Origin of the sequence: Paraconexibacter algicola, from assembly GCF_003044185.1 — a bacterium.
Lineage (GTDB): Bacteria > Actinomycetota > Thermoleophilia > Solirubrobacterales > Solirubrobacteraceae > Paraconexibacter > Paraconexibacter algicola.
In genome coordinates, this window is the sequence record NZ_PYYB01000001.1 from 209365 (window position 1) to 234801 (window position 25437).

Annotated in this window: 29 protein-coding genes and 1 tRNA gene; 13 read left to right on the forward strand and 17 right to left on the reverse strand. The window is 75.0% G+C overall.

Annotated elements, in window-relative coordinates; genetic code table 11:
- Positions 1–23: 23 nt before the first annotated feature.
- Positions 24–872: a S1 family serine peptidase gene (locus C7Y72_RS00970; protein ID WP_199223819.1), complete on the reverse strand. Its 849-nt coding sequence runs from the start codon at positions 870–872 to the stop codon at positions 24–26.
- Between the two features lie 117 nt (positions 873–989).
- Here C7Y72_RS00970 and C7Y72_RS00975 point away from each other — a divergent pair, with 117 nt between their 5' ends.
- From C7Y72_RS00975 to C7Y72_RS22980, 3 genes are all read left to right on the forward strand, one after another.
- The gene (locus C7Y72_RS00975; RefSeq protein WP_107566758.1) at positions 990–2963 is read left to right on the forward strand and encodes a SpoIIE family protein phosphatase; all 1974 of its coding nucleotides are present in this window, start codon (positions 990–992) and stop codon (positions 2961–2963) included.
- 15 nt (positions 2964–2978) lie between these two features.
- Positions 2979–4112 carry a helix-turn-helix domain-containing protein gene (locus tag C7Y72_RS00980; protein WP_107566759.1) on the forward strand — a complete coding sequence of 378 codons (1134 nt, stop codon included), beginning with the start codon at positions 2979–2981 and terminating at the stop codon, positions 4110–4112.
- A 103-nt stretch (positions 4113–4215) separates the two neighbouring features.
- The gene (locus tag C7Y72_RS22980) at positions 4216–4374 is read left to right on the forward strand and encodes a hypothetical protein (RefSeq protein ID WP_158276559.1); all 159 of its coding nucleotides are present in this window, start codon (positions 4216–4218) and stop codon (positions 4372–4374) included.
- 140 nt (positions 4375–4514) lie between these two features.
- Here the strand turns inward: C7Y72_RS22980 and C7Y72_RS00985 are convergent, their stop codons facing one another.
- The gene (locus C7Y72_RS00985) at positions 4515–4703 is read right to left on the reverse strand and encodes a CsbD family protein (RefSeq protein WP_107566760.1); all 189 of its coding nucleotides are present in this window, start codon (positions 4701–4703) and stop codon (positions 4515–4517) included.
- Positions 4704–4744: 41 nt separating this feature from the next.
- Complete coding sequence (locus C7Y72_RS00990) at positions 4745–5560, reverse strand: SigB/SigF/SigG family RNA polymerase sigma factor (protein WP_107566761.1); 816 nt, start codon at positions 5558–5560, stop codon at positions 4745–4747.
- Between the two features lie 273 nt (positions 5561–5833).
- Here C7Y72_RS00990 and C7Y72_RS00995 point away from each other — a divergent pair, with 273 nt between their 5' ends.
- The 5 genes from C7Y72_RS00995 (at position 5834) to C7Y72_RS01015 (ending at position 7493) form a co-directional block, all read left to right on the forward strand.
- Positions 5834–6265, forward strand: coding sequence for an ATP-binding protein (locus C7Y72_RS00995; protein ID WP_107566762.1), 432 nt, complete (start codon positions 5834–5836; stop codon positions 6263–6265).
- On the forward strand, positions 6262–6687 hold the full coding sequence (locus C7Y72_RS01000) for a hypothetical protein (RefSeq protein ID WP_107566763.1): 426 nt from the start codon (positions 6262–6264) through the stop codon (positions 6685–6687). The genes C7Y72_RS00995 and C7Y72_RS01000 overlap by 4 nt, the downstream gene beginning before the upstream one ends.
- On the forward strand, positions 6684–7043 hold the full coding sequence (locus C7Y72_RS01005) for an STAS domain-containing protein (protein ID WP_107566764.1): 360 nt from the start codon (positions 6684–6686) through the stop codon (positions 7041–7043). The genes C7Y72_RS01000 and C7Y72_RS01005 overlap by 4 nt, the downstream gene beginning before the upstream one ends.
- A 49-nt stretch (positions 7044–7092) precedes the next feature.
- Positions 7093–7365 (forward strand): DUF6812 domain-containing protein, encoded by a 273-nt coding sequence (locus C7Y72_RS01010; RefSeq protein WP_107566765.1) that lies wholly within the window; start codon positions 7093–7095, stop codon positions 7363–7365.
- Between the two features lie 41 nt (positions 7366–7406).
- Positions 7407–7493, forward strand: a tRNA-Ser gene (locus tag C7Y72_RS01015).
- 21 nt (positions 7494–7514) lie between these two features.
- On the opposite strand, the gene C7Y72_RS01020 is transcribed toward C7Y72_RS01015, so the two are convergent.
- The 7 genes from C7Y72_RS01020 to C7Y72_RS01050 all read right to left on the reverse strand — a co-directional run bounded on the left by C7Y72_RS01020 (position 7515) and on the right by C7Y72_RS01050 (position 16214).
- Positions 7515–8000 carry an SRPBCC family protein gene (locus C7Y72_RS01020; protein ID WP_107566766.1) on the reverse strand — a complete coding sequence of 162 codons (486 nt, stop codon included), beginning with the start codon at positions 7998–8000 and terminating at the stop codon, positions 7515–7517.
- Positions 8001–8709: 709 nt separating this feature from the next.
- Positions 8710–9225: a YceI family protein gene (locus C7Y72_RS01025; RefSeq protein WP_107566767.1), complete on the reverse strand. Its 516-nt coding sequence runs from the start codon at positions 9223–9225 to the stop codon at positions 8710–8712.
- Between the two features lie 73 nt (positions 9226–9298).
- Positions 9299–10444, reverse strand: a complete 1146-nt coding sequence (locus tag C7Y72_RS01030) for an acyl-CoA dehydrogenase family protein (protein WP_107566768.1) — start codon at positions 10442–10444, stop codon at positions 9299–9301.
- 7 nt (positions 10445–10451) lie between these two features.
- A complete protein-coding gene (locus tag C7Y72_RS01035) occupies positions 10452–12170 on the reverse strand; it encodes an L-aspartate oxidase (RefSeq protein WP_107566769.1) in 1719 nt (572 codons plus the stop codon).
- Positions 12171–12339: 169 nt separating this feature from the next.
- Positions 12340–12993 (reverse strand): LysE family translocator, encoded by a 654-nt coding sequence (locus C7Y72_RS01040; RefSeq protein WP_107566770.1) that lies wholly within the window; start codon positions 12991–12993, stop codon positions 12340–12342.
- A gap of 8 nt (positions 12994–13001) precedes the next feature.
- Positions 13002–14237 carry an aminopeptidase gene (locus C7Y72_RS01045; RefSeq protein WP_233243677.1) on the reverse strand — a complete coding sequence of 412 codons (1236 nt, stop codon included), beginning with the start codon at positions 14235–14237 and terminating at the stop codon, positions 13002–13004.
- A gap of 18 nt (positions 14238–14255) precedes the next feature.
- Positions 14256–16214 carry a hypothetical protein gene (locus C7Y72_RS01050; protein WP_107566771.1) on the reverse strand — a complete coding sequence of 653 codons (1959 nt, stop codon included), beginning with the start codon at positions 16212–16214 and terminating at the stop codon, positions 14256–14258.
- A 53-nt stretch (positions 16215–16267) separates the two neighbouring features.
- Between C7Y72_RS01050 and C7Y72_RS01055 the strand changes: the two genes are divergently transcribed.
- From C7Y72_RS01055 to C7Y72_RS01065, 3 genes are read left to right on the forward strand one after another with little or no spacing between them, the layout of a single operon-like run.
- Positions 16268–17014, forward strand: a complete 747-nt coding sequence (locus C7Y72_RS01055; protein ID WP_107566772.1) for a MerR family transcriptional regulator — start codon at positions 16268–16270, stop codon at positions 17012–17014.
- Between the two features lie 27 nt (positions 17015–17041).
- Positions 17042–17338, forward strand: a complete 297-nt coding sequence (locus C7Y72_RS01060) for a YciI family protein (RefSeq protein WP_107566773.1) — start codon at positions 17042–17044, stop codon at positions 17336–17338.
- A 5-nt stretch (positions 17339–17343) separates the two neighbouring features.
- Positions 17344–18012, forward strand: coding sequence for a glutathione S-transferase family protein (locus C7Y72_RS01065; RefSeq protein WP_158276560.1), 669 nt, complete (start codon positions 17344–17346; stop codon positions 18010–18012).
- A 51-nt stretch (positions 18013–18063) separates the two neighbouring features.
- Here C7Y72_RS01065 and C7Y72_RS01070 read toward each other — a convergent pair whose 3' ends face one another.
- Together C7Y72_RS01070 and C7Y72_RS01075 are read right to left on the reverse strand one after the other, a co-directional pair.
- The gene (locus C7Y72_RS01070; protein WP_107566775.1) at positions 18064–18564 is read right to left on the reverse strand and encodes a beta-class carbonic anhydrase; all 501 of its coding nucleotides are present in this window, start codon (positions 18562–18564) and stop codon (positions 18064–18066) included.
- Between the two features lie 14 nt (positions 18565–18578).
- Positions 18579–19895, reverse strand: coding sequence for an acetyl-CoA hydrolase/transferase family protein (locus tag C7Y72_RS01075; protein WP_107566776.1), 1317 nt, complete (start codon positions 19893–19895; stop codon positions 18579–18581).
- A gap of 30 nt (positions 19896–19925) precedes the next feature.
- On the opposite strand from C7Y72_RS01075, the gene C7Y72_RS01080 reads away from it, so the two are divergent.
- Positions 19926–20351, forward strand: a complete 426-nt coding sequence (locus C7Y72_RS01080; protein ID WP_107566777.1) for an SRPBCC family protein — start codon at positions 19926–19928, stop codon at positions 20349–20351.
- A gap of 5 nt (positions 20352–20356) precedes the next feature.
- Entirely contained in the window at positions 20357–21361 is a 1005-nt protein-coding gene (locus tag C7Y72_RS01085) for an alpha/beta fold hydrolase (RefSeq protein ID WP_158276561.1), read from the forward strand.
- 17 nt (positions 21362–21378) lie between these two features.
- On the opposite strand, the gene C7Y72_RS01090 is transcribed toward C7Y72_RS01085, so the two are convergent.
- From C7Y72_RS01090 to C7Y72_RS01110, 5 genes are all read right to left on the reverse strand, one after another.
- The gene (locus C7Y72_RS01090) at positions 21379–21966 is read right to left on the reverse strand and encodes a TetR/AcrR family transcriptional regulator (protein ID WP_107566779.1); all 588 of its coding nucleotides are present in this window, start codon (positions 21964–21966) and stop codon (positions 21379–21381) included.
- A gap of 69 nt (positions 21967–22035) precedes the next feature.
- On the reverse strand, positions 22036–23481 hold the full coding sequence (locus C7Y72_RS01095; protein WP_107566780.1) for a calcium-binding protein: 1446 nt from the start codon (positions 23479–23481) through the stop codon (positions 22036–22038).
- 55 nt (positions 23482–23536) lie between these two features.
- The gene (locus tag C7Y72_RS01100) at positions 23537–24769 is read right to left on the reverse strand and encodes a saccharopine dehydrogenase family protein (protein WP_107569512.1); all 1233 of its coding nucleotides are present in this window, start codon (positions 24767–24769) and stop codon (positions 23537–23539) included.
- 51 nt (positions 24770–24820) lie between these two features.
- Positions 24821–25036, reverse strand: a complete 216-nt coding sequence (locus C7Y72_RS01105) for a winged helix-turn-helix domain-containing protein (protein ID WP_107566781.1) — start codon at positions 25034–25036, stop codon at positions 24821–24823.
- A gap of 46 nt (positions 25037–25082) precedes the next feature.
- Complete coding sequence (locus C7Y72_RS01110) at positions 25083–25364, reverse strand: DUF2277 domain-containing protein (RefSeq protein WP_107566782.1); 282 nt, start codon at positions 25362–25364, stop codon at positions 25083–25085.
- Positions 25365–25437 lie beyond the last annotated feature (73 nt).

The following is a 25437-nucleotide window of genomic DNA, read 5'->3' on the forward strand; positions in this document are numbered from 1 at the left end:
ACAATCGCTGTCGGCCGGCGCGACTACAGGTCGAGCAGCCCCAGGCGCACACCCAGCGGCAGCGCGTTCGCGCGGAAGCGCTCGGTCCCGGTCGCGAGCGTCACCGCCACACCCCCGTTGGCGTTCGCGTAGCGGACCGCCCGGGTCACGTCGCTGACCCCGTTGCTGAGCGGCACCGGCGCGATCGACAGCGTGCTCAGCACGCCGAGCGCGCGGCCGGAGCGGTCCAGGAACGCGCTGCCCGAATCCCCGGGGATGCCTGGCGTCAGCGTGTAGACCGGGTGGTTCCAGCCGCCGCCGTTGGCGCCGAGGCTCACCCCACGCTTCGGGCTCAGCAGCTTCAGCCCGCCGCGCAGCGACGAGTTGCCGTAGCTGTAGACGGTGTCGAGCAGCCGCGTGCCGGACGACGAGGGCGCCGTCGGGCCGCCCCAGTGCGGGATCGACGGGTTGACGCGCCCGTGGTCGGCCCGGTCGAGCTTCACGAGCGCGAAGTCGTTGTACTGGCAGGTGTCGTCGTCGCGCTCGCCCCGCCCCTGCATCGTCAGCCACGAGCTGTAGACGAGCGTTCCGGGCCGTGACGCCCCGCGGACCGTGACCGCGGTCCCCAGCGGCAGCGACTTCGCCTCGCAGCCGTTCGTGTCCGTCGCCTCCCCGGTCCCCGCGCAGTGCGCGGCCTGGCCGAGGTAGACGCCGCCCGACGCGTCGGTGAAGACGAAGTTCGCGGTGCACTGCGAGCCCGCGGTGAACGTCTGCACCCCGGGCGTGACGGTCGCCGACGCCGCGGGCGCCCAGGCGGGCGCAGCGGCGGCGGGGGCCGCGGCGATCCCGGCGCAGACGGTGGCGGCGGCGAGGAACGTGGACAACCTGGTCATGGCTTCTCCCTGCTCGGTGACGGTTCGACGCGACGAGCTGACCCTGCGACGGCCCTGCCGACCGTCTCCCCCAGGGTGACACAGCCCGGCATCGAAGGCGTAAGGTCAAGCGTTCCCGTGCGCGACCGTCCGCCGCCCGCCCCACCGACCGTCGAACCCGCACGCGCCACCCGGCGCGACGAGGACCTGTCCCTCGCGCTCCGCGCGGCGAACATGGGCTGGTGGGAGTGGGACCTGCCCGACGGCGAGATCCGCTGGTCCCAGGGGCACGAGGACGCGCACGGTGGCACCGCGGCCCCGCTCACGTACGAGGACTACCTGCGCACCGTCCACCCCGACGACCGCGAGCGCATGGACGCGCTCATCCGCGACGCGGTGGGGACCCGCGGCTCCTACGAGACGGAGTTCCGCACCGTCTGGCCGGACGGCAGCGTCCACTGGATGTACGGCGTCGGGCGCGTGTTCTGCGACGACGAGGGCACGCCCGTGCGGCTCGCCGGCGTCGCCCGCCTGATCGACGAGGAGCGCAGCGCCCGCGACGCGCTCGCCGAGGCGCAGCGGCGCTTCGAGCGCCTGGCGAACGTCGCCCCGGTCCTGCTGTGGGTGGCGGCCCCGGACGGGCGCTGCACCTTCGTCAACGAGAGCCTCTGCGCCTTCACCGGCCGCAGCTTCGAGGAGCACGTCGCCGGGGTCTGGCACGAGATCGTCCACCCGGACGACCTCGACGGGGTCGTCCGTCGCCACCGCGAGGCGTTCGCGAGCCACGGCGAGCTCGAGATGGAGTACCGGATGCGTCGTCACGACGGCACGTACCGCTGGGTCCTCGACCGCTGCCGCCCGCTCGTCGACGGCGACGGGACCTTCCGCGGCTACGTCGGCGGCTGCGTCGACATCCACGAGCGGCGCGAGGCCGACATGGAGCGCGAGCGGCTGCTGGCCGCCGAGCAACGCGCGCGCGTCCAGCTCGAGGAGGCGCACGCCCGCAGCTCGTTCCTCGCGCGGCTCGGCGGTGTCCTGGAGCGCTCCCTGCACCTCGACGACACCCTCGCCGAGGTCGTCGTCCTGCTGCGCGACCAGCTCGCCGACAGCGTCGCGGTCGACGTCGTCGAGCGCCAGGGGCGCCGTACCCGGCGCCGCGGCCAGGTGAGCGTGCCGGGCGGCCCCGCCCGCCCCGAGGACTGCCCGACGACCCGCTCGGTCCCGCTCGTCGCCCGCGGCCGGCACGTCGGCGCCGTGGTCCTCGGCTGGCGCGCCGAGCGCCATCAGCCGTCGGCAGCCGACGCCCGCCACGTCGGCGACATCGCACAGCGTCTCGCGCTGTGGATCGACAACGCCCTGCTCTACGGCGAGCGCGAGCAGGTCGCCGACGCGCTCCAGGCGAGCCTGCTGCCGCCCGACCTGCCCGCGATCGACGGGATGCAGACCGCCGCCCGGTACGTCTCGGCGGACGCCGCCACCGACGTCGGCGGTGACTTCTACGACCTCTTCCCCGCCGCCGACGGCGGTTGGGTGCTCGCCGTCGGCGACGTCTGCGGCAAGGGCGCCGACGCCGCCGCGGTCACCGCGATGGCCCGCTACACGCTGCGGGCGACCGCCGCGATGGGCGAGGCCTGCCCGGACCGCGGCCTGGCCATCCTCAACCAGGCGCTGCTACGCGAGGAGACCCCGGAGCGGTTCCTCACCGCGGTCCTCGCGCACGTCTCCCCGGTCGACGCCGGCGGGCACGCCCACGTGCAGCTGGCGTGCGCGGGCCACCCCTCACCGCTCGTGCTGCGGGCCGACGGGACGATCGAGGCCGTGTCGTCGCACGGGGCGCTCATCGGCGTCCTGGCCGGCGCCCACTGGCCCGTCTCCGCCGTCGACCTCGGCCCGGGCGACGCGCTGCTCGTCGCCACCGACGGCGTCACCGAGGCGGACCGCGACGCGCCGCTGGACGCGCCGGCGCTGGCCGCGCTGCTGGGGCGCGAGCTCGGCGGGGCGCCCGCGGACGCCCAGCAGGTCGCGACCGCGGTCGAGGCGATCGCGCGCCGCCGCGCCGTCGGCGTGCTGCGCGACGATGTCGCGATCCTCGTCGTGCGGGTCCGGGACTGAGCGGACGGGCGTCCGGTGCCGCCCGACAGCAGGACGCTCAGCGCCACCGAGTTCGCCGAGATCACCGGGGTCTCGCGCGAGCGGCTGCGGACCTGGGAGCGCCGCCACGCCTTCCCCGAGCCGGTGCGGATCGGCCGCGGGGCGCGCCGCTACCTCGTCGACGACGTGCCGCGCGTGGTCGCCGTGCGCCGCTCGGTCGATCGCGGCATCCCGCTCGAGACCGCGGTGTCGGCCGCGCGCACGCAGCCCGCGGCCGGGATCAGCGATGCGGCGCGCAGCGCGCTGGCCGAGCACGCCCCGATCGCGCTCGTCGTCGTGTCCGGCCCGGAGCCGCTGCGGATCGAGGAGGTCAACGCGCTGGTCCGCGCGCGCCCCGGCGCGCCGAGCCCGGGCGACGACCTGCTCGAGCTCGCCCCGTGGTACGCCGACCATCCGGGAGCCGCGACGCTGCGGAGCCTCTTCGCGTCGACCTCGGTGGCGGCGGCGTGCGAGCACCCCGACTGGACCGCCGGGATGGTCGGGACGGCGAACGCGATCGCCTACCGGCTGCCGCAGGAGGCGGGACGCCCGCCGCTGGTGGCGCTCGTCGGGATCGACACGGCACGCGAGCGGCAGCTGCGCCGCGACCTCGACGCGGTCGCGCAGGAGCGCGCGGCGCTGCGCGCGACGCTCGAGCAGCGCGGTCGCTGGTCGGCGGCGACCGACGCGGTCGTGCGCGCGGCGCGGGCGCGCGGCGGGATGCAGGCGCTCGCGGAGGCGGCGGACGGCCTCGTGCGCAACACCGGCGCGCTGGACGCCGCGGTCGCCCCGTACATGACCGGGGCGCTCGTGCTCGGCCGGTCGAGCCGCGGCCGGCTGGGGCCCGGGACGATCACGGTGACCGCCTACGAGGAGCTGGCCGCGGCGCTGCGCGACGGCACCCCGACCTGGCTCGGGGCGGGGGCGGGAGCGGCCGTCGGCGTGCCCCCCGAGCTCGCGGCGCACGTGGTGCCCGTGGTCGCGGCGGGCGAGCCGCTCGGGGCGCTCGTGCTGCTGTTCGACGAGGAGGACGATCTGCAGGACGTGCCGACCGAGGTGCTCCTGACGATCTCGACCGTCCTCGGGTTCGTGCTCGTGCGCGAACGCGTCGTCGACCAGCTGCGCGACTGAGGGCCTCGCGCCCGCCGGCCGATCTCGTCCATCGGTCCATGCCCGTTTCCGGCCGATCGCGCCGGGCACCCCTGCGGCACCGATCCCCGGAAAAGGAGTCCCCATGATCTCCGCGATCATCGCCGTGCTCGTCGCGGCTCTCGTGTACGCCCTGTGCCTCGCCCTCGGGCTCCCCTCGATCGTCGGCATCGTCGCCGCGATCCTCGTGCTGCTCGGCGGCATCCCGACCGGGGTGTACGGCGGACGCGGCCGCCGGGCCTGAGCCTCCGGGGGCGCCGCGACCCGCGGCGCCCCCGGACGACGACGGGCGCGCCGCGACCCGCGGCGCCCCCGGACGACGACGGGCCGCCCCAGGGCGGCCCGCTGTCGTTCCGGTCGCGCGCGTCGTGCGCGCGCGGGGAGCTACTTCTTCAGCTTGTCCTTCACCGAGTCCAGGGCGCCGGAGACGGCGTCCTTCACGTCCTCGGCGGCCTCCTTGACCTTGCCGGTCAGCTCGTCGGCCTTGCCCTCCTGGCGCAGCTCCTCGTCACCGGTGAGGTCGCCAGCGGCCTGCTTGGCCTTGCCCTTGATCTGGTCGGTGGTGCCAGCCATGTCGGTTCCTTTCCAGAGGGGAAACTACGTACGTGTAGTTCTTACCCGGCGCGACGCGCGCCGAACCCGCGGACGTCGCGCTCGCGCGCCATGTCCGCCGGGGCGTCGAGGCGCTCGCGCATGTCGTTGAGCGAGCGGCGCAGCAGGCGCGAGACGTGCATCTGGGAGACGCCGACGCGATCGGCGATCTCGCGCTGCGTGAGGCCCTCGAAGAACCGCAGGCGCACGATCTCGCGCTCGCGCTCGGCGAGGGCGCCGAAGCCCTCCATCACGAGCAGGCGGCGGTCGGCCTGCGCGAACTCGACGTCCTCGCCGCCGAGCACGTCCATGGCGGTGCGGTCCTCGCCGAGCGGCTCGTCGAGCGACGCGGCCGAGTAGCTCTGCGCGCCCTGGAGCGCCTCGAGGACGTCCTCCTCGGTGCGCTCGACGGCCTTCGCGAGCTCGGCGATGCTCGGCGCGCGACCGAGCTCCGTCGAGAGGCGCTCGGTGGTCTTCGAGAGCTTGGCGCTGAGCTCCTGGAGGTCGCGCGGGATGCGGACCGACCAAGCGCGGTCACGGAAGTGGCGCTTGATCTCGCCGGCGATCGTGGGAGCGGCGAAGGTCGAGAGGCGCACACCGCGGTCGGGATCGAAACGGTCGATGGCGTTGATCAGCCCGACGCAGCCGACCTGCACGAGGTCGTCCAGCGGCTCGCCGCGGTCGGCGTAGCGACGCGCGATGTGGCGGACGAGCGGGACCATCCGCTCGACGAGCTCCTGCCGGGCACGGCGGTCACCGAGGTGGTGGTAGCGGTGCAGCAGCTCGGCCTCGGCGGCGGCTGCATCGGTGGAGCTGACGGGTGCGGGTACGTTCTGCATGGTGGTCCTCCCTGATGGGTGGTGCGCGATGACCAGCACTCTGGACCACGTCGGTGCGCCAACAAGGTGGTCAAAGGTGGTCAAGGGAGACCGCGTGCGCCGAAGCTCCGGTTTTCGAAGGTGGACAAGACCGGTCACGCGGACTTTTGCCATTCGATCGGGGCGGATGTCTGATGTCACCGAGGTTTCATCTCGCGCGCGCACGGGAAGGACCGAGCCGCCAGTCACCGAAGACGTCCGCGATACTCGCCCTCCACGAGCGCACGACGTGGCATGAGCGATCCCACCAGACCAGACCTCGAACTCACGCTGCCGGCCCGTCCGGAGAACGTCGCCGTGGTCCGGCACGTCCTCGGTTCGCTGTCCGAGGCGCTCGACGTCCGGCCCGAGCTGCTCCACGACGTGCGGCTCGCGGTGAGCGAGGCGTGCTCCAACGTCATCGTGCACGCCTACCGCGACGCCGAGGGGCTGCTCGAGCTCACCGCCCGCGCGCTGCCCCGCCGCGAGCTCGAGATCGTCGTGCGCGACCGTGGTCGCGGCATGGGCCCGCGGGCGGACTCGCCCGGGCTCGGGGTCGGCCTGCCGCTGATCGCCGCGCTGAGCTCCGCGGTGGAGATCGGCACCGCCGACGACGGCGCCACCGAGGTGCGCATGACCTTCGCCCTGGACGAGCCCGCGCACGGTGGCGACACGGTGGCCGCGTGACCGGCGCCGAACCGACGACCCTCGCCGCCCGCCAGCTCGACGGCGTGCGACTCGACCTCGCGATCGGCCCGCTCCTCGCGCCCGCGCTCGCGCGGACCGTCGGGGCGCTCGCCGCCCGCGCCGACCTCACGCTCGACCGGCTCGACGACGCGGTGCTCGTCGCCGACGCGATCAGCCACGGCGCGACCGCCGAGGCCGTCGACGACCGTCTGCCGATCCGGGTCGAGACCCGCCCGGGCGCCCTGACCCTGCGGATCGGGCCGCTGCGCGACGGCGGCGCGCGCCGCCTGCTGGACGGCGCCGACGACGCCGTTCCCGGCGCCCAGATCATCCAGCGGCTCGCCTCGCGCGCCCGGGTGAGCGGGGGCGGCAGCCGCAACGAGTACCTCGTCGTCGAACTGCTGCAGGAGGGGACCCCTTGAACGACGCCTTCGACTTCCGTGTCGAGACCGAGCAGGCCGCGGACGGCATCTCCGTCCTGGCCGTGTCCGGCGAGGTCGACCTGTTCACCGCGCCCGAGCTGAAGGTCGCCGCCCAGCAGGCGCTCGACGCGGGCGCGACCCGCCTGGTCGTGGACCTGACGGCGACCCGCTTCCTCGACTCGACCGCGCTGGGGGTCCTGATCGGCCTGGTCAAGCGCGTCCGACCGCTCGGCGGCGATCTCACGATCGTGAACACGGACCCGACGACCGCCAAGACGTTCACGATCACCGGTCTGGACGAGATCTTCACCGTCGTCGCCACCCGCGACGACGCGATCGCCGCGCTCGCCGGCTGAGCGGGGCCCGGCTCATGCCGCGCCCGGCGGATGCCGACAGGAGGTCGTGATGCCGTACCGCCACGAGACCGTCGTCGTCGTCACCGCCCAACACCGGATAACCGGCTCGATCACGCTCGCCCGGGACGGCTACCGCAGCCGCGTCTCCGACGTCCTCAACGCGGGCGAGCGGGAGTTCGTGTCGCTGACCGACGCGCTCGTCGAGCGGCTCGACGGCAGCGAGGAGGCGCGTCGGCATCCGTTCGTGACGATCAACCGCCACCAGATCGTCTTCGCGCTGCTGCCGGACGGCGAGGACGACACGCCGCCCGACGCGCCGTAGAGCTACCCTGTCGGGTGACACGCGCCCTGCGGGCGCATCCAGGAGAGGTGCCGGAGTGGTTGAACGGGCACGACTGGAAATCGTGTGTGCGTTAACGCGTACCGAGGGTTCGAATCCCTCTCTCTCCGCTCGCCGCCCCGGCCGTGCCCTCAGGCCGCCGCTGCCGGGCGGCCGGCCGTCGCGGACTCCAGCACCTCACGCGTGCGGCGCTGGCGGTGACGGAACGTCGGGCCCATCAGGCGCCGGACGACGAGCGCGTCCGCGAGCCGTCCGAGACGGCCGAAGGGCAGGGCGTACTGGACGTGGTCGGTGAGCTTCGTGCGGCCGTCCGGCAGCTCCTCGAAGCGGTGCTGGTGGACGAACGTGCGGAACGGCCCGTCGAGCGTCTCGTCGACGAGCAACGTCGGCTCCACGAGCTTCGTCACGCGGACGCGCCAGCGCTGCGGGACCGGGAGCGGCAGCACCAGGACCTTCAGGACGACCTCGTCGCCCTCGTCGAGCGGGAACTCCCCCTCGACCCCGAGGATCGGCTGCGCGGGATGCCCGATGACCTTCGCGTTGCGCGTGTCGCGGTGGAACGCGAACACGTCCGCGACCGGCGCGTCGATGATCGTCTCGGCGTGAAAGGTGCCCATGCCCGGTCTACGGCCCGCGGCGCGCCCGCGATCGCGCATCGCACCCCGGATCGTGCGTCGCGCGGACGTCCGCCGCGGCCCGCGGCCCGACGCCATCGACCGGACCGGCCAACCAGGCCGTTCTGGGTGATCCGGGGCCCATATCTGGCACTGGGATCACCCAGAAGCGGGCCTGGAGGGCGGCCCGCGGCGGGCGCGGCGCGAGCCGGCGCGAGCGCGGCGTGAACCGGCGCGGGCGCGGGCGAGCCGACGCGGGCGCGGGCGAGCCGACGCGGGCGCGGCTCGGGCGCGGCGCGGGCGCGGCGCGAGCCGGCGCGGGTGCAGCGCCCGGCGCGGGCGCGGCGAGGTCGCGGCCTGGGCGCGGCGCGGGCCCGGGGCGGGCCCAGGGCGGGCCGGCGCGCGGAGCAGGGGGCCCGGCGACGCACACGCTGCGGCCGTTCTGGGTGATCCGGGGCCCGTATATGGCACTCGGATCACCCAGAACTCGCCGGCGCGGGATGCCCGGGACGCTTCGCGGGACCGGTGCGTGGCGTCCGCACCCCGCGCGCCGCGGCCGGCCCTGGGCGCGACGGAGCGTCCAGCCCCCGCCCCGGACGCGCGACCGCCGTACGAACCCCGCGCCCAGCGCAGGGTTCGTACGGCGGTCAGGGTGCCGGAGTGCTCGGGCGAGCCGCCGGTCGCGTCGCGCCAGGCCGGGGCCCGGGCCCGCTCAGGCCGGGGCGAGCGCGAGGTCGAGCTCGACGTGCACCTCGCGGCCGACCGCGACGCCGCCGGCCTCGATCGGCTGCGGCCACGTCAGGCCGACCAGGCGGCGGTCGAGCGTGAACGACGCGCGCACGCCGCGGTCGTTCGGGGCGAGCGTCACGAGCACCGTCGCCGGCCGGCCGCGCACCCACACGGTCGCCGGGACCTGGGCGGCCAGCGGCGCGTCGACGCGGAGCTCGAGCCGCGGGTGCTTGCGCGTCGCGAACAGGAAGCCGCGCAGGTGGGCGTCGCGCGGCGGGTTGCCGGTGCTGATCGAGGCGGCGTCCACGCTGCCACGCGCGGTCAGGTGCCCGTCGGCGACCTCGAGCTCGCCCTCGGGCGCGGCGCCGAAGCGACCGCGGACCATCTGGACGCGGAAGTGCTTGACCGAGAACGTCGCGGTCGAGCTGCCGGTGACGACGGAGCGTCCCTCGGGGAGCAGCTCGGCGGACGCGCGACGGGTGGCGGCGGGGGTGCTCATGCCCGGGGTACGGGCGCGGCGCCGCCAGGGGGCACCGCCGGGGCGCCGCCCACGCGGGCGGCGCCCCGGCCGGTCACTCCCGGCCCGTCCTGCCCCCGAGGGTCAGGAGGAGCACGTCTTCGGCGCCCTCGCCGATCGCCAGCTGGCCGGCGTCGCGGCGCAGGCGGTCGAGCTCGCAGCCCGCCACGTAGGACCGCGACGCGGCGAGCCGCGAGGCGTCCTCGGCGTTCTCGCGCGCGGCGCGGGCGGCCGCGACCTTCGCGGCCGCGCAGAGGTCACGGGCCTCCGGGTCGTCGGCGTCGATCGCCTGGGCGGCCCGGCGGGCGAGCGCGTCGGCGGCCATCAGCCGCGTGCGCATCTCCCCCAGCCGGATCCGGGTGTGGGACTGGTCCAGCAGCGGGCCGTCCCCGATCCGCCGGGTCCGGGACTCCTCGAGCGCCAGCTCGACCGCGCGCTCGGCGATGCCCAGGCCCCGGGCGGCGACGTTCACGCGCCCGAGGTTCAGCGCACCGAGCATGACGCGGGCCCCGCGCCCGGGCTCGCCGATGACCTCGGCGGTGGGCGCGTGGTGGTCCCGCAGCCGCCACCAGGCGGACTCGACGCCCCGGTAGCCGGGCTTGTCGATCAGGCCGCCCTCCCAGGTCGCCGACCAGCCCGGCTCGCGCGGGATCGCCAGGCACGTCAGGCCCTCGGCGGTGCGCACCAGCGCGAACGGCAGCGTCGCGCTCATGCCGCCCGCGATCCAGCGCTTCTCCCCGCTGAGCAGGAAGCCGCCGTCGGGGTGCGGGGTCGCCGCGAGCGCGAGCTGGGCCAGGTCGCTGCCCGCCTGCGGCTCGGTGATCGAGAAGCTCGCCCGCAGCTGGCGGGACGCGATGCCCGGCAGCCAGCGACGCTGCTGCTCGACGGTGCCGTGGGTCTGGAGGATCGCCCCGGCGAGCGCGTGCGTGTTGACGAGCCCGGTCATGGCGATCCAGCGGCGGGCCAGGCGCCGCCAGGCCTCGAGCGCGCCCTCAGCCCCGATGCCCGCCCCGCCGTGCTCCGGCCCGACGGTGAGCCCGAAGGCTCCCGCGGCGGCGAGCTCGTCGACGACGGCGTCGGGCAGCTGGTCCTCGGCGTCCCAGGTCTCAACGTGCCCGTCGACGGAGCGCGCGAGCAGCTGCTCGATGCGCTCCACCGGGGCGGGGACGGTGGACGAGGGACGGACGTCGATCGTGGTCATTCGGTGGCTACTCCAGGAGGCGCCCGGCGACGTCGAGGTCGCCGGCCTTCTCGCGGACGACGGCGTCCGCCTCGGGGATGGCACGGACGTCGACGGTGCCGTCGAGCGTCCAGGTCAGGTTGTGCTGCTGGCCCGGGTCGGTGTCCGGGTGGTCGGCGCGCTGGTGCGCGCCGCGGCTCTCGCGCCGCTCGCGGGCGAGCGCCATGGTCGAGCGCGCCGAGAGGATCAGCGCACGCAGGTCGAGCAGGTGCGCGAGGTCGTCGTAGCCCGCGAGGTCCGGGGAGACCTGCACGTCGGCGGCCGCCTCCTCGATCCCGTCGAGCTCACGCAGGCCCGCGTCGAGGCCGGCCTCGTCGCGCACGACGCCGCAGCGCTCCCACAGCAGGTCACGGACCGCGCGCTGGAGCGGGCGGGCGAACTCGCTGCCGCGGACGGCGAGCGCGTCGTCGAGCTCCTCGAGCGCCGCGGTCGTCTCGCCGCGGTCGCGGGCCGGGCCGGCGCCCTCGAGCGCCCGCTGCGCCGCGTGCTCGCCGACGAGCCGGCCGAACACGACGCACTCGGCGAGGCTGTTGCCGCCCAGCCGGTTGGCGCCGTGCAGGCCGGCGGCCGCCTCGCCGCAGCACCACAGGCCCGGCACGTCCGTCTCGTGCGTCGCCGGGTCCACGAGCACGCCGCCCATGGAGTAGTGGGCGGTCGGGGCGACCTCCATCGGCTGCCGCGTGATGTCCAGCATCGAGAGGTCCAGGAACTGCCGGTACATCCGCGGCAGGCGCTCGCGCACGAGCGCCGGGTCGAGGTGGGTGACGTCGAGCAGCACGCCGCCGCCCGGGGTGCCGCGTCCCTCGAGGATCTCCGTGTAGTTCGCCAGTGCGACGCGGTCACGCGTGGAGAGCTCCTTGCGGACCGGGTCGTAGCGCTCCATGTAGCGCTCGCCCTCGACGTTGCGCAGGATGCCGCCCTCGCCGCGGACAGCCTCGGTCACGAGCGTGCCGGACGCGTACTCGGGATCGACCATGCCGGTCGGGTGGAACTGGACGAGCTCCATGTCCTGCAGGCGGGCACCGGCGAGCGCGGCGAGACGGAACGCGTCGCCGCAGTTCTCGTCGCGGCGCGAGGAGGAGCGCCGCCAGGCGCGGGTGTGGCCGCCGGCGGCGAGGACCACCTGGTCGGCGTAGATGACGTGCCGCTCGCCGTCCTCGAGGTCGAACGCGACCGCGCCGAAGACCCCGTCGGGCCCGACGAGCAGGCGGCTGACGTAGAGGCCGTCGACCCAGTCGACCGCGCGCGCCTTGGCGGCGCGCACGAGCGCGTGCTGGATCTCGCGGCCCGTGTAGTCCCCCGCGAAGCAGGTGCGCCGCCAGCGGTGCGCGCCGAAGAACCGCTGCGAGAGGCGCCCGTCGTCCTCGCGGTGGAAGCGCGCGCCCCACCCGGCGAGCTCGTCGACCGCCCGCGGGCTGTGCTCGACGAGCTGCTGCACGATCTCGGGGTGCCCGAGCCAGTAGCCCTCGTGCAGCGTGTCGGCCGCGTGCTGCGCATCGTCGTCCTGCGGGTCCATCGTGCCGAGCGCGGCGTTGATGCCGCCGGCGGCGAGGACGGTGTGCGCGTCCGTGCGGGCGCGCTTGCCGACGACCAGGACCTGGACCCCCGCGTCCGCGCACGCGATCGCGGTGCGCAGTCCCGCTGCTCCGGCTCCGATGACGAGGACACCTGTTCTGTGCTGCCGCACGACGAACCTCCTGTGGGCTCCGACCCGTTGAAGTTGGTGCCCTGGATACGGGTGCGGGCGCGCGCGACGACCGCCCGTCCGTGTGCCCTGCGTCACACGAGCAGGTGTTCGGGCGCGACGGCGCGCGAGCTGGCGCGTCCCGGCTCGTCCGGGCGCGCCGGCGGGCCGCTCAGGCGCCGTGGCGGCGGCCGCCGGCGAGCGCGGCGACCGCACCCAGCCCGACGTAGATGCCGCCGGTCAGCAGGTGCCCGCGGCCGGCCAGCACCCCGCCGGACCGCGCGCGCAGGCGCCGCGCCACGCGATCGGCGGCCACGGCGCAGACCACGTTGCTGAGCAGGCCCAGCGCGGCCAGCACGAGGCCGAGCGTCACGACCTGGAGCACGACGGTCCCCCGCTCCGGGTCCAGGAACTGCGGCAGGAACGCGAGGAAGAACAGCGCGACCTTCGGGTTCAGCACGTTGACGACGATGCCGTCGCGGTAGACGCGCCGCAGCGACACCGGGACCGGCGGCGCCGCCTCCCCACCGGTGCCGGCCGACCCCGCGCGCAAGGCCCGCACCCCCAGGAGGACGAGGTAGGCCGCGCCCGCGTAGCGCACCGCGTCGAACGCGGTGGCCGACGAGGCGATCAGCGCCGACAGCCCACCGGCCGCCGCGGCGATGTGGACGAGCGTGCCCGTCTCGACGCCGAGCCCGGAGACGATCCCCGCTCGCCGGCCCTGCGCCACCGCGCGGGTCGCGATGTACAGGTGGTTCGGTCCCGGGATCGCGACGAGCGCGGCCGCGGTCGCCGCGAACAGGAGCAGCGTGTGGAGCGTGGGCACGGGCCGGATCAGATCTTCCAGGCGCCGCCGACGAGCACGGGCACGCGGTCACCGCCGCCGCGCGGCGTGGCGTGCACGTCGACGTCGGGCCCGCCGATCATGAAGTCGATGTGGATCTGCGACTGGTTCAGCCGCGGGTGGTCGGCCTCCCCGGCGGTGAACTGGTACGCGGAGCCGATCGCGATGTGGCTCGCCGCGTTCTCGTCGAGCAGCGTGTCGAAGAAGACCGTGTCGAGCGCGCCGATGCGCCCGTCGCCGTCGACGAGCGCGACCTCGCCGAGCCGCGCGGCGCCCTCGTCACGGGCGGCGTAGCCGCGCAGGACGTCGGCGTGCTCGTCGGCGTCGATGCGCACGGCGCGGCCGTCGCGGAACTCGACCTCGAGGCCGCGGATGATCGAGCCACCGACGACGAGGGGCTTCGTCGACCGCACGACGCCGTCGACGCGCAGCGGGTCGGGGGCGGTGAAGATCTCCTCGCTGGGGAGGTTCGGCATGTGCGTGATCCCGTCGACGGTCTCGAAGCGCGCCGCCATCCAGGTCGAGGTCGGCAGCAGCCCGACGGTGAGGTCGGTCCCGGGGCCGGTGAAGTGCAGCGCGTCGTAGCCGATGTCGGTCATCCGCGCGGCGGTCGACACGAGCGCGTCGGCGCGCGCGGTCCAGGCGGCGATCGGGTCCTCCTCGTCGAGCCGGCAGACGTGCACGATCTGCTCGCAGAGCTTCGCGTAGGCGGCGACGGGGTCGAGCTCGGGGTGGACGAGCTGCGCCCACTGCGGCGTCGGGCACGGCACCGCGGTCCAGTTCGTCGTGCGCTCGTTGACGACCTGCCCGGACTCCTTCAGGAACGGCAGCGGGTCCTTGCCGACCCGCGCCGGGTCGAGGTCGTCGAGCAGCCCCGGGGCGGACGGCCCGGTGAGGCCGATCCGCGCGCAGCGCTGACGGCCGAGCTCGAGGATCCGCTCCCCGTACCAGGAGGGCACGAACGGCAGCAGCTCCTCGCGCGAGAACTCGACACGGGCCCGCTTGACGTGGAGGTCGAAGTACTGGACGTCCACGAACTTCGCGCCCGCCCGGTACGCGCTCGCCGCCAGCGCCCGGGCGAGGTGCTCCTTCCCGATCTCGGCGCCGATGGCGACGATCTGCTCGGGCTGGACGTTGGCGCCGAAGCCGACGACGAGGTCCGCGAAGCGGGCGAGCGTGGCCTCGTCCATGCCGCCGCTCGCCCCGGGGTGCTGATCCGTGCTCATGGCACGGACGATAGTGCGCTAGGAGGTCCCGACCGGTCGCAGGCCCGCCGGGGAGCGCCGGTCGGCCGCCGGGCGGCGCGGACCCTGCGGGCCCGCGGGCGGCGCGGCGAGCCGCGCCAGGCCCCACGCGAGCGCGACGAGCAGCGCGGCGGCGATGCCGAGCACGACCGCGTACCCGACGCCCCAGAGCCAGCCCGACACGCCACCCTTGGCCTCGCGCTGCAGGAACTCCTTCTCGCCCTGGAAGGCGCGGGTGAAGGAGGCCGGGGCGGGCACGGCGGGCGCCGGGATCGCCTTGTCCTCGGGCAGGTAGATCGGCACGGTGGCGAGCTCGCCCCGCGTGTGCAGGCGGATCAGGGTCTTCCAGTCGCCGTGCAGCGGGAGCGGCTCGGTGCTGCGGTAGCGGCCGGGTCCGACCTGCTCGAGGCGGTCGACGTGGAGCTTGGTCCCGCCCTGCCAGGCGGTGACGGTCAGCCAGCGGGCGTCGTCGGCCTTCGACGCGGGACGGATCGTGACCTCGGCCGTGGCCTCGCGCTGCTGGCCGCTGCCCGCGACGTCGGCCAGGCGCACGTCGGCGCTCAGCCCCTGCGGCGTCGAGGTCATGAGGCCGTAGCCGACGACCGCGGCGACGACGAGCCCGCACACGCCGGGCAGGGCGATGCGGCGGATCATCGGGGCGCTCGCGGGGGCCACGCGCGGGGTGTCCTCGCCCTTGGCGATGGCCTGCGGGGCGCGGAGCATGGCGCCGACCCAGCCGCCGAGCGCGCCCGCCGCGATGCCGGTCACGAGCCCGACAGCGAGGGTCTCGGGGAGCATGTCGGCGGGCCACGGCAGCGTCATCCAGACGTGCGTCCAGACCTGCTCGGTGAGCAGGCCGACGGTGCCGACCGCGGCGCCCGCGATCGCACCGAAGCGGACCGGGTCACGGCGGACGGCGACGAGCAGCGCGACGCCCTCGACGACGAGCGCCGAGCCGAGGTACAGCGGGAAGTGCGGGGTGGTCTCGCCCAGGCCGGGGCCGACGATCAGCGCGAGGCCGCCGCGGACGAGGACGAAGTAGAAGACCGCCCACAGCGCGGCGCCGGGGCCGAGGAACACGCGCGCGCTGACGAGCGCGACGCCGGCGGCGACGGTGATGAGCGCGGGCTGGAGGATCAGCGCGAACTGCGGCACGCCGAAGTCGAACTCGGCCTGGAAGGTCGAGAGGCCGACGAGGAAGCCACCGGCGATCCCGAGGAACCGCATGCGCATGAAGAACGCCCACGTCCGGGAGCCCGGGGTGCCGGCGCCGCCCTCGCGCGTGGCGGTCTCCTCACGCTCGAGCGCGCGGGCGCCGCCGCCCTCGACGAGCAGCACGCTCATGCCGACGAGGGTCATGCCCGCGCCGCCGATGAGCATCAGGTGCGTCGGGCCCCAGAGCGTGACGTCCTGGCCGAACAGCCGGTGCCAGACGTCGTCGAGCGGGAAGCCGACGAGGCTGAACGCGGAGCAGCAGATCATCAGCACGCCGCCGAGCGGGGCGTACCAGCCGCGGGTGACGCGGACGGCGCCGCGGCTGGGCCTGCTGCCCTGCGGCGAGAGGACGATCGCGAGGAAGCCGGCGGCGAAGATGCCGAAGAGGCCGGCGAGGATGAAGTAGTGCGCGGGGTTGGCGAGCGGGCCGGCGTCGCGGCCGTCGTCGATGTGCAGCGCGATGTCCCAGTACATGCCGAGGACCGCGACGAGCAGGGCGACGCCCGCGAGCGCGCCGGGGAGGGCGGCCCAGGCGGGCATCCCGCTGGTGCGCTCGGCAACGGCGCCGGCGCGCGCGAGGACCTGGCTGCGGCCGGTGCGGTGGGTGTAGCCCAGCCAGCCGAGGACCGCGGTCGCGACGCCCGCCATCGCGCTGGCGAGCAGGACCTCGCCGATGGCGGCGCCCCCGGCGGGCTCGGCCGCAGCCTGGACGACCGTGGCGAGCGACGTGGTGTGGAAGCTCATGACGCGACTATTACACGATCTGATGTCACATAAACAAGTGGTACGTTCGGTCTGTGAGCGAGTTCACGCAGAGTGGTGAGCTGACGATCGAGCAGCTGGCCGCCGAGGTCGGCATGTCGGTGCGCAACATCCGCGCGCACCAGTCCCGCGGGCTGCTGGACCCGCCCGAGGTCCGCGGCCGCACCGGCTACTACGGGCCCCAGCACGTCGACCGGCTGCGGCTGATCCGCGACATGCAGGCCGACGGGCTGAACCTCGCCGCGATCTCGAAGCTCGTCGGGACCGGCGGCGAGGAGTTCGCCGGCTTCCGCCGCGCGCTCGCGACCCCGTTCGAGACCGCGGGCGCCCAGATCATGGACGGGCCCGAGGTCCGCGCCGCACTCGGCGGCGCCGTCTCGGAGGAGGTCATCGACCGGGCGCAGAAGCTCGGGCTGTTCCGGCCGCTCGGCGACGACCGCTTCGAGGTCACGAGCCCCCGGCTGCTGCGCGCCGCCGAGGAGATCACCGCGATCGGCCTGCCGCACGAGGTCGGCCTCGACGTGCTCGAGAAGCTCGACCGCCACGCGCAGTCGATCGCCAAGATCTTCGTCGAGCTGTTCCTCGAGGAGATCTGGAAGCCGTTCCAGAAGGCCGGGATGCCCCCCGAGGACTGGGCGCGCGTCCGCGACGCCCTCGAGCGGCTGCGGCCGCTGGCGGGCGAGTCGCTGCTGGGCATGTTCGAGCCGGCGATGAGCGAGGCGGTCGAGCGCGCCGCCGACCGCGTCGCCGACAAGCTCGGCCGCGACGCACGCCGGTCCTGAGCCCGGCCGGTCCCCTAGGGTCGGCACATGGAGCTCCACCACGTCCTCGTCTACGACTACGTCGCGGACATCCTCGAGCGCCGCGGCCCGCACCGCGACGCCCACCTCGCCCACGCGGGCGCGGCCCGCGACGCCGGCCGCCTGCTGTCGCTCGGCGCGCTCGGCGACCCGCCCCACGGCGCGCTGGGCGTCTTCGCCCCGGGGGTCACGGTCGAGGAGGTCGAGGCGTTCGCCGCCGAGGACCCGTACGTCCTCGCCGGGCTCGTCACCGCCCGCCGCGTCGAGCCGTGGACCGTCGCCGTCTCCGCCACGGTGGGAGGATGAGCGCCATGTCCGACACCCCCCGCCTGTGGACGTTCAGCACCTCGCCCTTCGCCGGCAAGGTCCGCGTCGCCTTCGCCGAGAAGGGCCTGGAGCTCGAGCTGCACGAGATCCATCCCGCCAGCCGCCCGGCCCGCCTGCGCGAGCTCACGCCGATCGGGCGCGTGCCGGTGCTGGAGGTTCCCGGCGCCCCGCCGATCTTCGAGTCGTCGGTGATCTGCGAGTGGCTCGAGGACACGCACCCGGAGCCGCCCCTGTGGCCCGCCGACCCGGGCCTGCGCGGCTGGGCGCGCGCGTGGGCGAAGTGGATCGACGACCACGTCACCGCGAACTACTTCCTCGGGATGCGCAAGCTCGCGTTCGGCAAGGCGCCCGACGACCCCGAGGACATCACCGAGCAGCTGCACGCGAAGTGCGTCAAGCGGCTCGCGACGCTCGAGCCGGTCCTCGCGCAGCACGACGGCCCGTACCTGTGCGGCGACGCGTTCACGCTCGCCGACGTCGGAGCGATGCCCGTCGCCGCGCGCCTGCCCGCGTGGACGCCGCACCTCGTCGAGGCGGTCGACGCCCTGCCCGCGGTCAGCGCCTGGTTCGCCGCCCTGCGCGACCGGCCGACCGCGGCCGCCCTGGACGCCAAGGGCGACCCGGTCCACCGCGCCGAGCCGACGCCGGCCTGACGCCCGGCGGCGCGCCGGTCGCGCGTCGCGCGACCGGCGCCGCGGGATCGCTCAGGCGACCTCGCGCAGCTCGCCGGTCGCGACGTCGAAGATCGCGCCGCGGACCTCGCCGACGTTCTTCAGGAACGCGCTCTCCTTGATCGTCTGCACGGACTCGCGGACGCTCGCCTCGAGGTCGGTGATCGTGCGCAGCCCCCAGGCGGGACGGCGGCCGGCGTGCTCGCGCATGAGCGCGTCGAACGCCTCGTCGGTCGTCTTCGTCAGGCCGCAGTCGGTGTGCTGGATGACGAGGACGTCGAGGGTGTTGAGGACGTGCTGCGACACGCTGAGGGAGCGGATCGTGTCGTCGGTGACGACGCCGCCCGCGTTGCGGATGATGTGCGCGTCGCCCTCGTCGAGGCCGAGGAGCGAGAAGAGCCGCAGGCGCGCGTCCATGCAGGCGACGACCGCGATCGCCCGACCGGGCTCCGCCGTCTTGTCGGTGGCGTGGTAGCCGTCGGGCGCGTCCTTGTAGCGCGCGGCGTTGTCGAGGAGCTGATCGATGGTGCCCATGGCCCGGAATCGAATCAGATGACGGGCGAGCGGCCCTTGGAGGCCCGCTCGGCCGCCTCGCGCAGCTCGTCGCGGAACGCGGGCGCGGCGATCTCGGCGAGCGCGAGACCCCGCTGGTGCACGGTCAGACCCTCGAGCTCCGCGGCCCCGTGCTCGGTGATGACGACGTCGACCTGGTGGCGGGGCGTGGTGATCACGGCGCCGGGCCCGAACCACGGCACGATCCGCGAGCGCACCTCGCCGCCGACGGTCGTCGTCGACGGCAGGCACAGCAGCGCCCGCTGCGCGAGCGACGTCCCCGGCCCGGCGATGAAGTCCTCCGCACCGCCGATCCCGGAGAACTGCCCGCCGTCGATGGTGTCCGCCACGACCTGCCCGTGGATGTCGACGGCGAGCGCGCCGTTGATCGTGACCATGCCGGCGTTGCGGGCGATGACCTCCGGGGCGTTGACGTGCTCGACCGGGAGGAACGCGACGTCGCGGTTGTCGTGCAGCCAGTCGTAGAGCTCCTGGCTGCCGAACGCGAACGTCGTGACGCTCACGCCGTCGAGATGGCCCTTGCGGTTGGTGACCTTGCCGGCCTCGTGCAGGCGCATGCACCCGTCGGTGAACATCTCCGTGTGCAGGCCGTAGCCGCCGCCCTCGTCCTGCGCGAGCCGCGTGGCGATCGCGCTGGGGATCGAGCCGATGCCGGTCTGCAGCGTCGCGCCGTCGGCGATGAACCGGCGGGCGTGCGCGGCGATCGCCTCGTCGACGTCGCCGGCGGGCGCCTCGGGCAGGGCGATCGGGCCGAGCTCCCCGGCCACGAGGACGTCGATCTCGTCGACGTGCAGGGCGTGCCGGTGCTCGGGCGGGGCGCCGAACGTGCGCGGGAAGCGGTCGCTCGTCTCGACGACGAGCAGCCGGTCGGGGTCCGCGCCGGCGGCGCGCAGTGCGGCGATCGTGCCGCCCGCGTGCAGCGAGAGGCTGCACCAGCCGTCGGCGTCCGGCGGGGCGGCGGCGGTGACCATGACGCGCGGCGGGGACTTCTCCAGCAGGGGCGCGAAGCGGCGGAAGTCCGCGGGCGCGAACGAGATGTTGGCCCCCTGGTCGCGCAGGGCCCGCTCGAACGGGCCGAAGAACCCCGAGAGGTAGTGGACGCCGGGCCGCGAGAACAGCTCGGTGCCGACCGCGAGCAGCGCCCCCGCGACGCGCAGGTCCTCCCAGTCGGTCCGTTGTCCCAGCGCGGCGAGCAGCGACGGCGGCTGGCCGGGGCCGAGCGGGATGCCCAGCGTGTCGCGGGTCTGCAGCAGGGCGGCGGCGTCGGCGGGCGTGACGGGAGTGGGCGGCATCCCCCTCGACGCTATACGGTGCCGCGCACCATGCAGAAGATCGCCATCGAGCACGACTTCACGGTGCCGGTGGAGCGCGCCTACGCGTTCCTGTCCGAGCACGAGAACCTCTCCACCCTCTTCCCGGCGAAGGTCACCCGCGTCAAGGACGGCGACGACGGCACCCGCAACGGCGTCGGGTCGGTCCGCAAGCTGCAGATCGCGATCCTCCCGCCGTTCGAGGAGACGAACATCAAGGTCGTGGAGAACGAGCTCGTCGAGTACCGGATCACCAAGGGGTCGCCGCTGCGCGACCACCAGGGCCGGATGACGTTCAGCGCCCGTCCCGACGGCGGCAGCCACCTGCGCTACGAGATCGAGTTCCGCGCCGTCGTGCCGGGCCTCGACGCGATCGTCGCGAAGGCCCTCAAGCGCGACATCGCCAAGGGGCTGGCGAAGGTCGACCACCTCGCCTGAGCGCCGTGGGAGCCCGCCGCACGCTGCTGACCGCGCTGGGCGGCGCCGCCGGGACGGCGGCCGCCTGGGAGCTGCAGCGCCGCCGTGACGGCGCGCGCGTGGCGCGCGACCCCGAGCACGAGCTCCTGCACCGGCCGCTGCACGGCCGCGCGCAGGAGGTGGTCTCGCAGGACGGCACGACGCTGCACGTCGAGGAGTTCGGTCCGGCGGACGGGCCGACGCTCGTGCTCGCGCACGGCTGGACCTGCCAGATCCGCTTCTGGACCCGCCAGATCCAGGCGCTGTCGCCGGACATCCGCGTCGTGGCCTACGACCAGCGCGGCCACGGCCGCAGCGGGCGCGCGGCCGACGACGAGTACGGGATCGAGCGGTTCGGCCACGACCTCGCCGCGGTGCTCGAGGCGACCGTTCCGGAGGGTCGGCGTGCGGTCGTCGCCGGGCACTCGCTCGGCGGCATGAGCATCGTCTCCTACGCGGGGCTCCACATGGGCGAGGTCCGCGATCGGCTCGCGGCCGCGGCGCTCGTGAACACCGGGATGGGCGACCTGATCCAGAAGGCCCTGATCCTGCCGGTGAGGACGCCCCTGGCGAGGGTCGAGCAGCTCGTCGGCTCCGCGGCGCTCAGCGCGCCGCTGCCGCTGCCCGCCGGCCCGACGCCGCTCGCCCACCGGGTCGTGAAGTACGTGGCCCTCTCGCCGGACGCGACCCCCGCCCAGGTCGCCTTCAGCGAGGAGCTCGTCGTCGACTGCCGGCCCGACGTGCGCGGTGCCGTCGGCGGGGCGCTGACCCGACTGGACCTCCATGCCGCGGTCGCGCGGCTCGACGTGCCGACGCTGGTGATCTGCGGGGAGCGCGACAAGCTCACGCCGCCCGAGCACGCCGAGCGACTGCACGCGGAGCTGCCGCGCCCGCTGGGGCTGCTGCGGCTGCCCGGCGGTCACATGGGTCCGCTCGAGCACGCCGACCGCGTCTCGGCCGCGTTGCGGCGGCTCGTCGGCGACAGCCGGTAGCCGCTCGCCGATCGGCGCTAGTCGCGGCTGATCGACTGCAGCAGCGTGCGGGTGAAGTCGACGATCCGGTCCGGGTCGTTGGCGTGCGGGTCCTCGAGCACCAGCCGGGCGGTGTCCTCCAGGACGGTGATGAGCAGCCGCGTGAACAGCGCCGGGTCGAGGCCCCTCGGCCCGCCGCGCTGCTCGAGCCCCCAGGCGATGACCGGGACGATCAGGCCGCTGACCGCGTCCTTGGCCCGCTGGATGACGCCCCGCAGCTCGGCGGGCGCCCCGTCGATCGGCAGCAGCGCGAGCCGCCAGGTGATGGGGTCGTCGTGCACGCCGCGCAGGAAGCCGTGCAGGGCCTCCAGCAGCAGCGCGTCGGGGTCCTCCCCGACGGGCGCGTCGGGGACCACCCGGCGGATGCCCTGCAGCGCCCGGTTCTCGGTTCGCGCGATGAGCGCGTGCTGCATGCCCTCGAGGTTGCCGAAGTGCGCGTACACGACGGTACGCGCGATGCCCGCCTCGCGGGCGATCCGGTCGATCGACGCCGCGCCGTAGCCCTCGGACAGGACGAGGTCGGCGAGCACGTCGAGCAGCTGCTCGCGGCGCTCGTCGGCGGACATCCTCCTCGTCGGTCGTGCGGCCACGGACACAGTGTCGCGCACGCCGTGGACGCCGCGGACGCGCCAGGGTCAGCCGATGACGATCTCGCAGTTGCGGGTGACGTCGCGCGAGTCCTTCTCGACGCGGTCGCGGCCCGGCCCGCAGTCGATGACGTCGCGGCTGCCGCCGACGGCGCGGATCGTGTCGTCGCCGCGCCCGCCGAGGATCCGGTCGACGCCGAATCCGCCGTTGAGGGTGTCGTCGCCGTCACCGCCGACGAGGGTGTCCTCCCCGCGGCCGCCCTCGAGCTCGTCGTTGCCGGGCCCGCCGACGAGGCGGTCGTTCCCGGTGCGGCCGAACAGGGAGTCGGCGCCGCTGTCCCCGTAGAGCTTGTCGCTGCCGCCGGCGCCCTCGAGGAAGTCGTCGCCGCCACGGCCGCGGATCGTGTTGGCGCGGTCGGTGCCGACGATCCGCTCGGCGATGCCGCGCCCGGGGCAGCGCTGGCGGCGCAGCTGGCAGTTGGGGAGCGTCTCGTACTCGAGCGCCTTGCGGACGAGCTCGTCGTCCCACGGGACACCGGCCGCGACGAAGCGGTCGCGGAAGTCGGTGAAGCGCGGGACGCGGGCGCCCGCGTCGCGGACGGTGAAGGTCTCGCAGCCGGCGAACCCGACGGTGCGGGGCAGCCGGTTGGCGGCGCGGCGACGGGCCGCGTCGGGCGTGAGGACGACGACGTCGGCGCCGTCGCCGCAGTCGGCGACCTGGACGGACCCGCCGACGTGCAGGACGTCGTTCCCCGGTCCGCCCTCGAGCGTCGCGGACTCCCGGTCGCCGGAGACCCAGAGCGTGTCGTCGCCGTTGCCGCCGACGAGTCGGCCCGAGCCGGTGTCGACGAGCAGGTCGTCGCCGTCGCCGCCCACCGCCGCCCGGCCGCGGAACTGGCCGCTACCGGCGAACAGCGCGTCGTTGCCGGGCCCGCCGTCGAGGCCGTCGTTCCCGGTGCCGCCGCTGAGCAGGTCGTTGCCGGGCCCGCCCTCCAGCCGCGCGTCCTTGCCCGCGTTGCCGATGAGGACGTCGTCGCCCTCGCCGCCGTCGAGGAGCTTGTCGTCGCCGAAGCGGGACTCGCCGAGGAAGTCGTTGCCGGCCTGGCCGCGCAGCGTGTCGTCGCCGTCGTAGCCGTCGAGGCGGTCGTTGCCCGGCCCGCCCTCGAGCGTGTCGTTGCCGGTGAAGCCGTAGAGGACGTCGTCGCCGTCCTCGCCGCGCAGCAGGTCGTTGCCGGAGCCGCCGTCGAGGTCGTCGTTCCCCGGCCCGCCGAACAGCCGGTCGGCGGCGGTCCCCCCGCTCAGCAGGTCGTTGCCGCCGAGGCCGAACAGGGTGTCGGCCGAGCCGCGGCCGCGGAGCGTGTCGTTCTGCTCGGTGCCACGCAGGGTGTCGGCGAGGCGGCCGCCGTCGCGGGTGGCGGCGAGCGCGGGGACGGCGGCGGCGAGCCCGGTGACGGTGAGCAGCAGGGCGACGGGGCGGGAGCGGATCTGGACCATGCCCGCTTCAACACCCCGGCGGCCCGGAGTTGCGGCGCGCGCCGCCGATCTCGCGTCAGCGGCGTCGCAGCGGGTCGGCCGGGTCGCGCTCGTCGACGCCGTGGGGCGAGCCGTAGTCGGCGAGCAGGTCGAGGAACGGCTGTGCCTCGAACGCCTCCGGCCCGAGCACCCCGGCGCCGCTCCAGACGCCTTCGGCGAGCAGCTCGAGCGCGACGACCGGGTTGATCGCGGTCTGCCAGACGACCGCCTGGCAGCCGTCCTCGCGCATCGTGCGCTCGTTGTCGACCACGTGGTAGAGGTAGGTGGCGCGCGGCTGCCCGTCCTTGCCGGTGCCGGTGACGATCGTGCCCGCGCAGGTGCGGCCGGTCATCTTGTCGCCGAGCGTCGCCGGGTCCGGGAGGGCGGCGGCGACGACGTCGCGCGGGGAGACCAGCTGCCCCCGCACGTCGATCGGCGTCGTGCCGTCGAGGCCGAGCAGGTTCAGGGTGCGCAGGACGCCGATGAACTCCTCCCCGAGGCCGTACTTGAACGTCACGCGGTTGCAGTCGACCCATCGCGGGATCAGCACGACCTCCTCGTGCTCGACGTTCACGCACTCGACCGGGCCGATGCCCTCGGGGAACTCGAAGACCTCGGGCTCGCTGAACGGCTCGGTCACGTAGAAGCCGCGCTCCTTCTCCCAGATCAGCGGCGGGTTCAGGCACTCCTCGATCGTCGTCCAGATCGAGAACGTCGGGGCGAAGGCGTAGCCCGCGACCTCGAGGTCGGCGCCGTCGCGGACCCCGATCTCGTCGATCGCCGAGAACATCGTGTCGGCGGCGTGACGGGCGAACACGTCGCTGGCGCCCGGCTCGACCCCGATCCCGACGAGCGCGAGCTGCCCGTCGGCCTCCCACGCGTCGTGCTCGGCGAACTGGGCGTCGCCGAGCATCACGCCCGTGCGGGCGTACGGCTCCTCGGGGTGGCGCTCGGAGAGCGTCATCGCCATGTCGAGGTAGGTCACGCCGGCGCGCCGCGCGGCGGCGAAGATCGGCGGGTTGAGCCGCGGGTCGCACGCGTTGAGGACGTGCGTGGCACGGTGCTCCTCGATGACCGCGACGATCGCGTCCGCGTCGGAGGCGTCGCACGCGACGCCGCTGATGCGGTCGTCCCCGGTGCGGGCGGCGGCGGCCCGGGCGCGGTCGGCGTCGAGGTCGCCGAGGACGAGCGTCTGGAAGAACGAGCGGTGTCGGGCGATGGAGGCGACCGCGGCACCGACGCCGCCGGAGCCCACGACCAGGATGCGCATGTCGGGCATGGCCGCGACCCTGGCCGCTGGCCGCACCGCCGTCAAGGGCGGTCACTCCTCGGTGGCGAACCAGCGGTGCGCCTCGTGGACGACGCGGCGCTCCTCCTCCAGGCGCCACAGCGTCGGGGCGAGCACGCGGGCGGCGATACCGGTGGCGGCGGCGAGCTGCTCGAGCGTCGCCCCCGGCTCGTCGACGAGCGCCTGCAGGACGGTGCGGTCCCGGGCGGGACGGCCGTACGGGGACTCCGCGTCGGTGGGGACGGTCATCGTCCCGGGTACGACGGGCGCCCGCGCGGGGCGCACCGCGGACGCGTCAGGCGGCGCTCGCGTCGCCGAACCGCTTGCGGTTGCGCTCGACGGCCTTCTGGCGCTCGACCTCCCGGTCCTTCGGCGGGGCCGAGGTGACGAGGCGCTCGAGCAGCTCGTGCGAGGCGGCGGTCACGGCGGCGACCGCGGCGTCGAACGCCTCCTGGTTGGCCTGCGAGGGCTTCGTGGAGCCGCTGATCTTGCGCACGTACTGCAGCGCGGCGGCGTGCACCTCGTCGGCGGTGGCCGGCGGCTCGAAGTTGTGGAGCGTCCGGATGTTGCGGCACATGCGACGACCGTAACGGGATGTGCCGGCGCCCGCCAGGGGCACCGCAAGGACGCCCACCGGAACGCACGTCCCG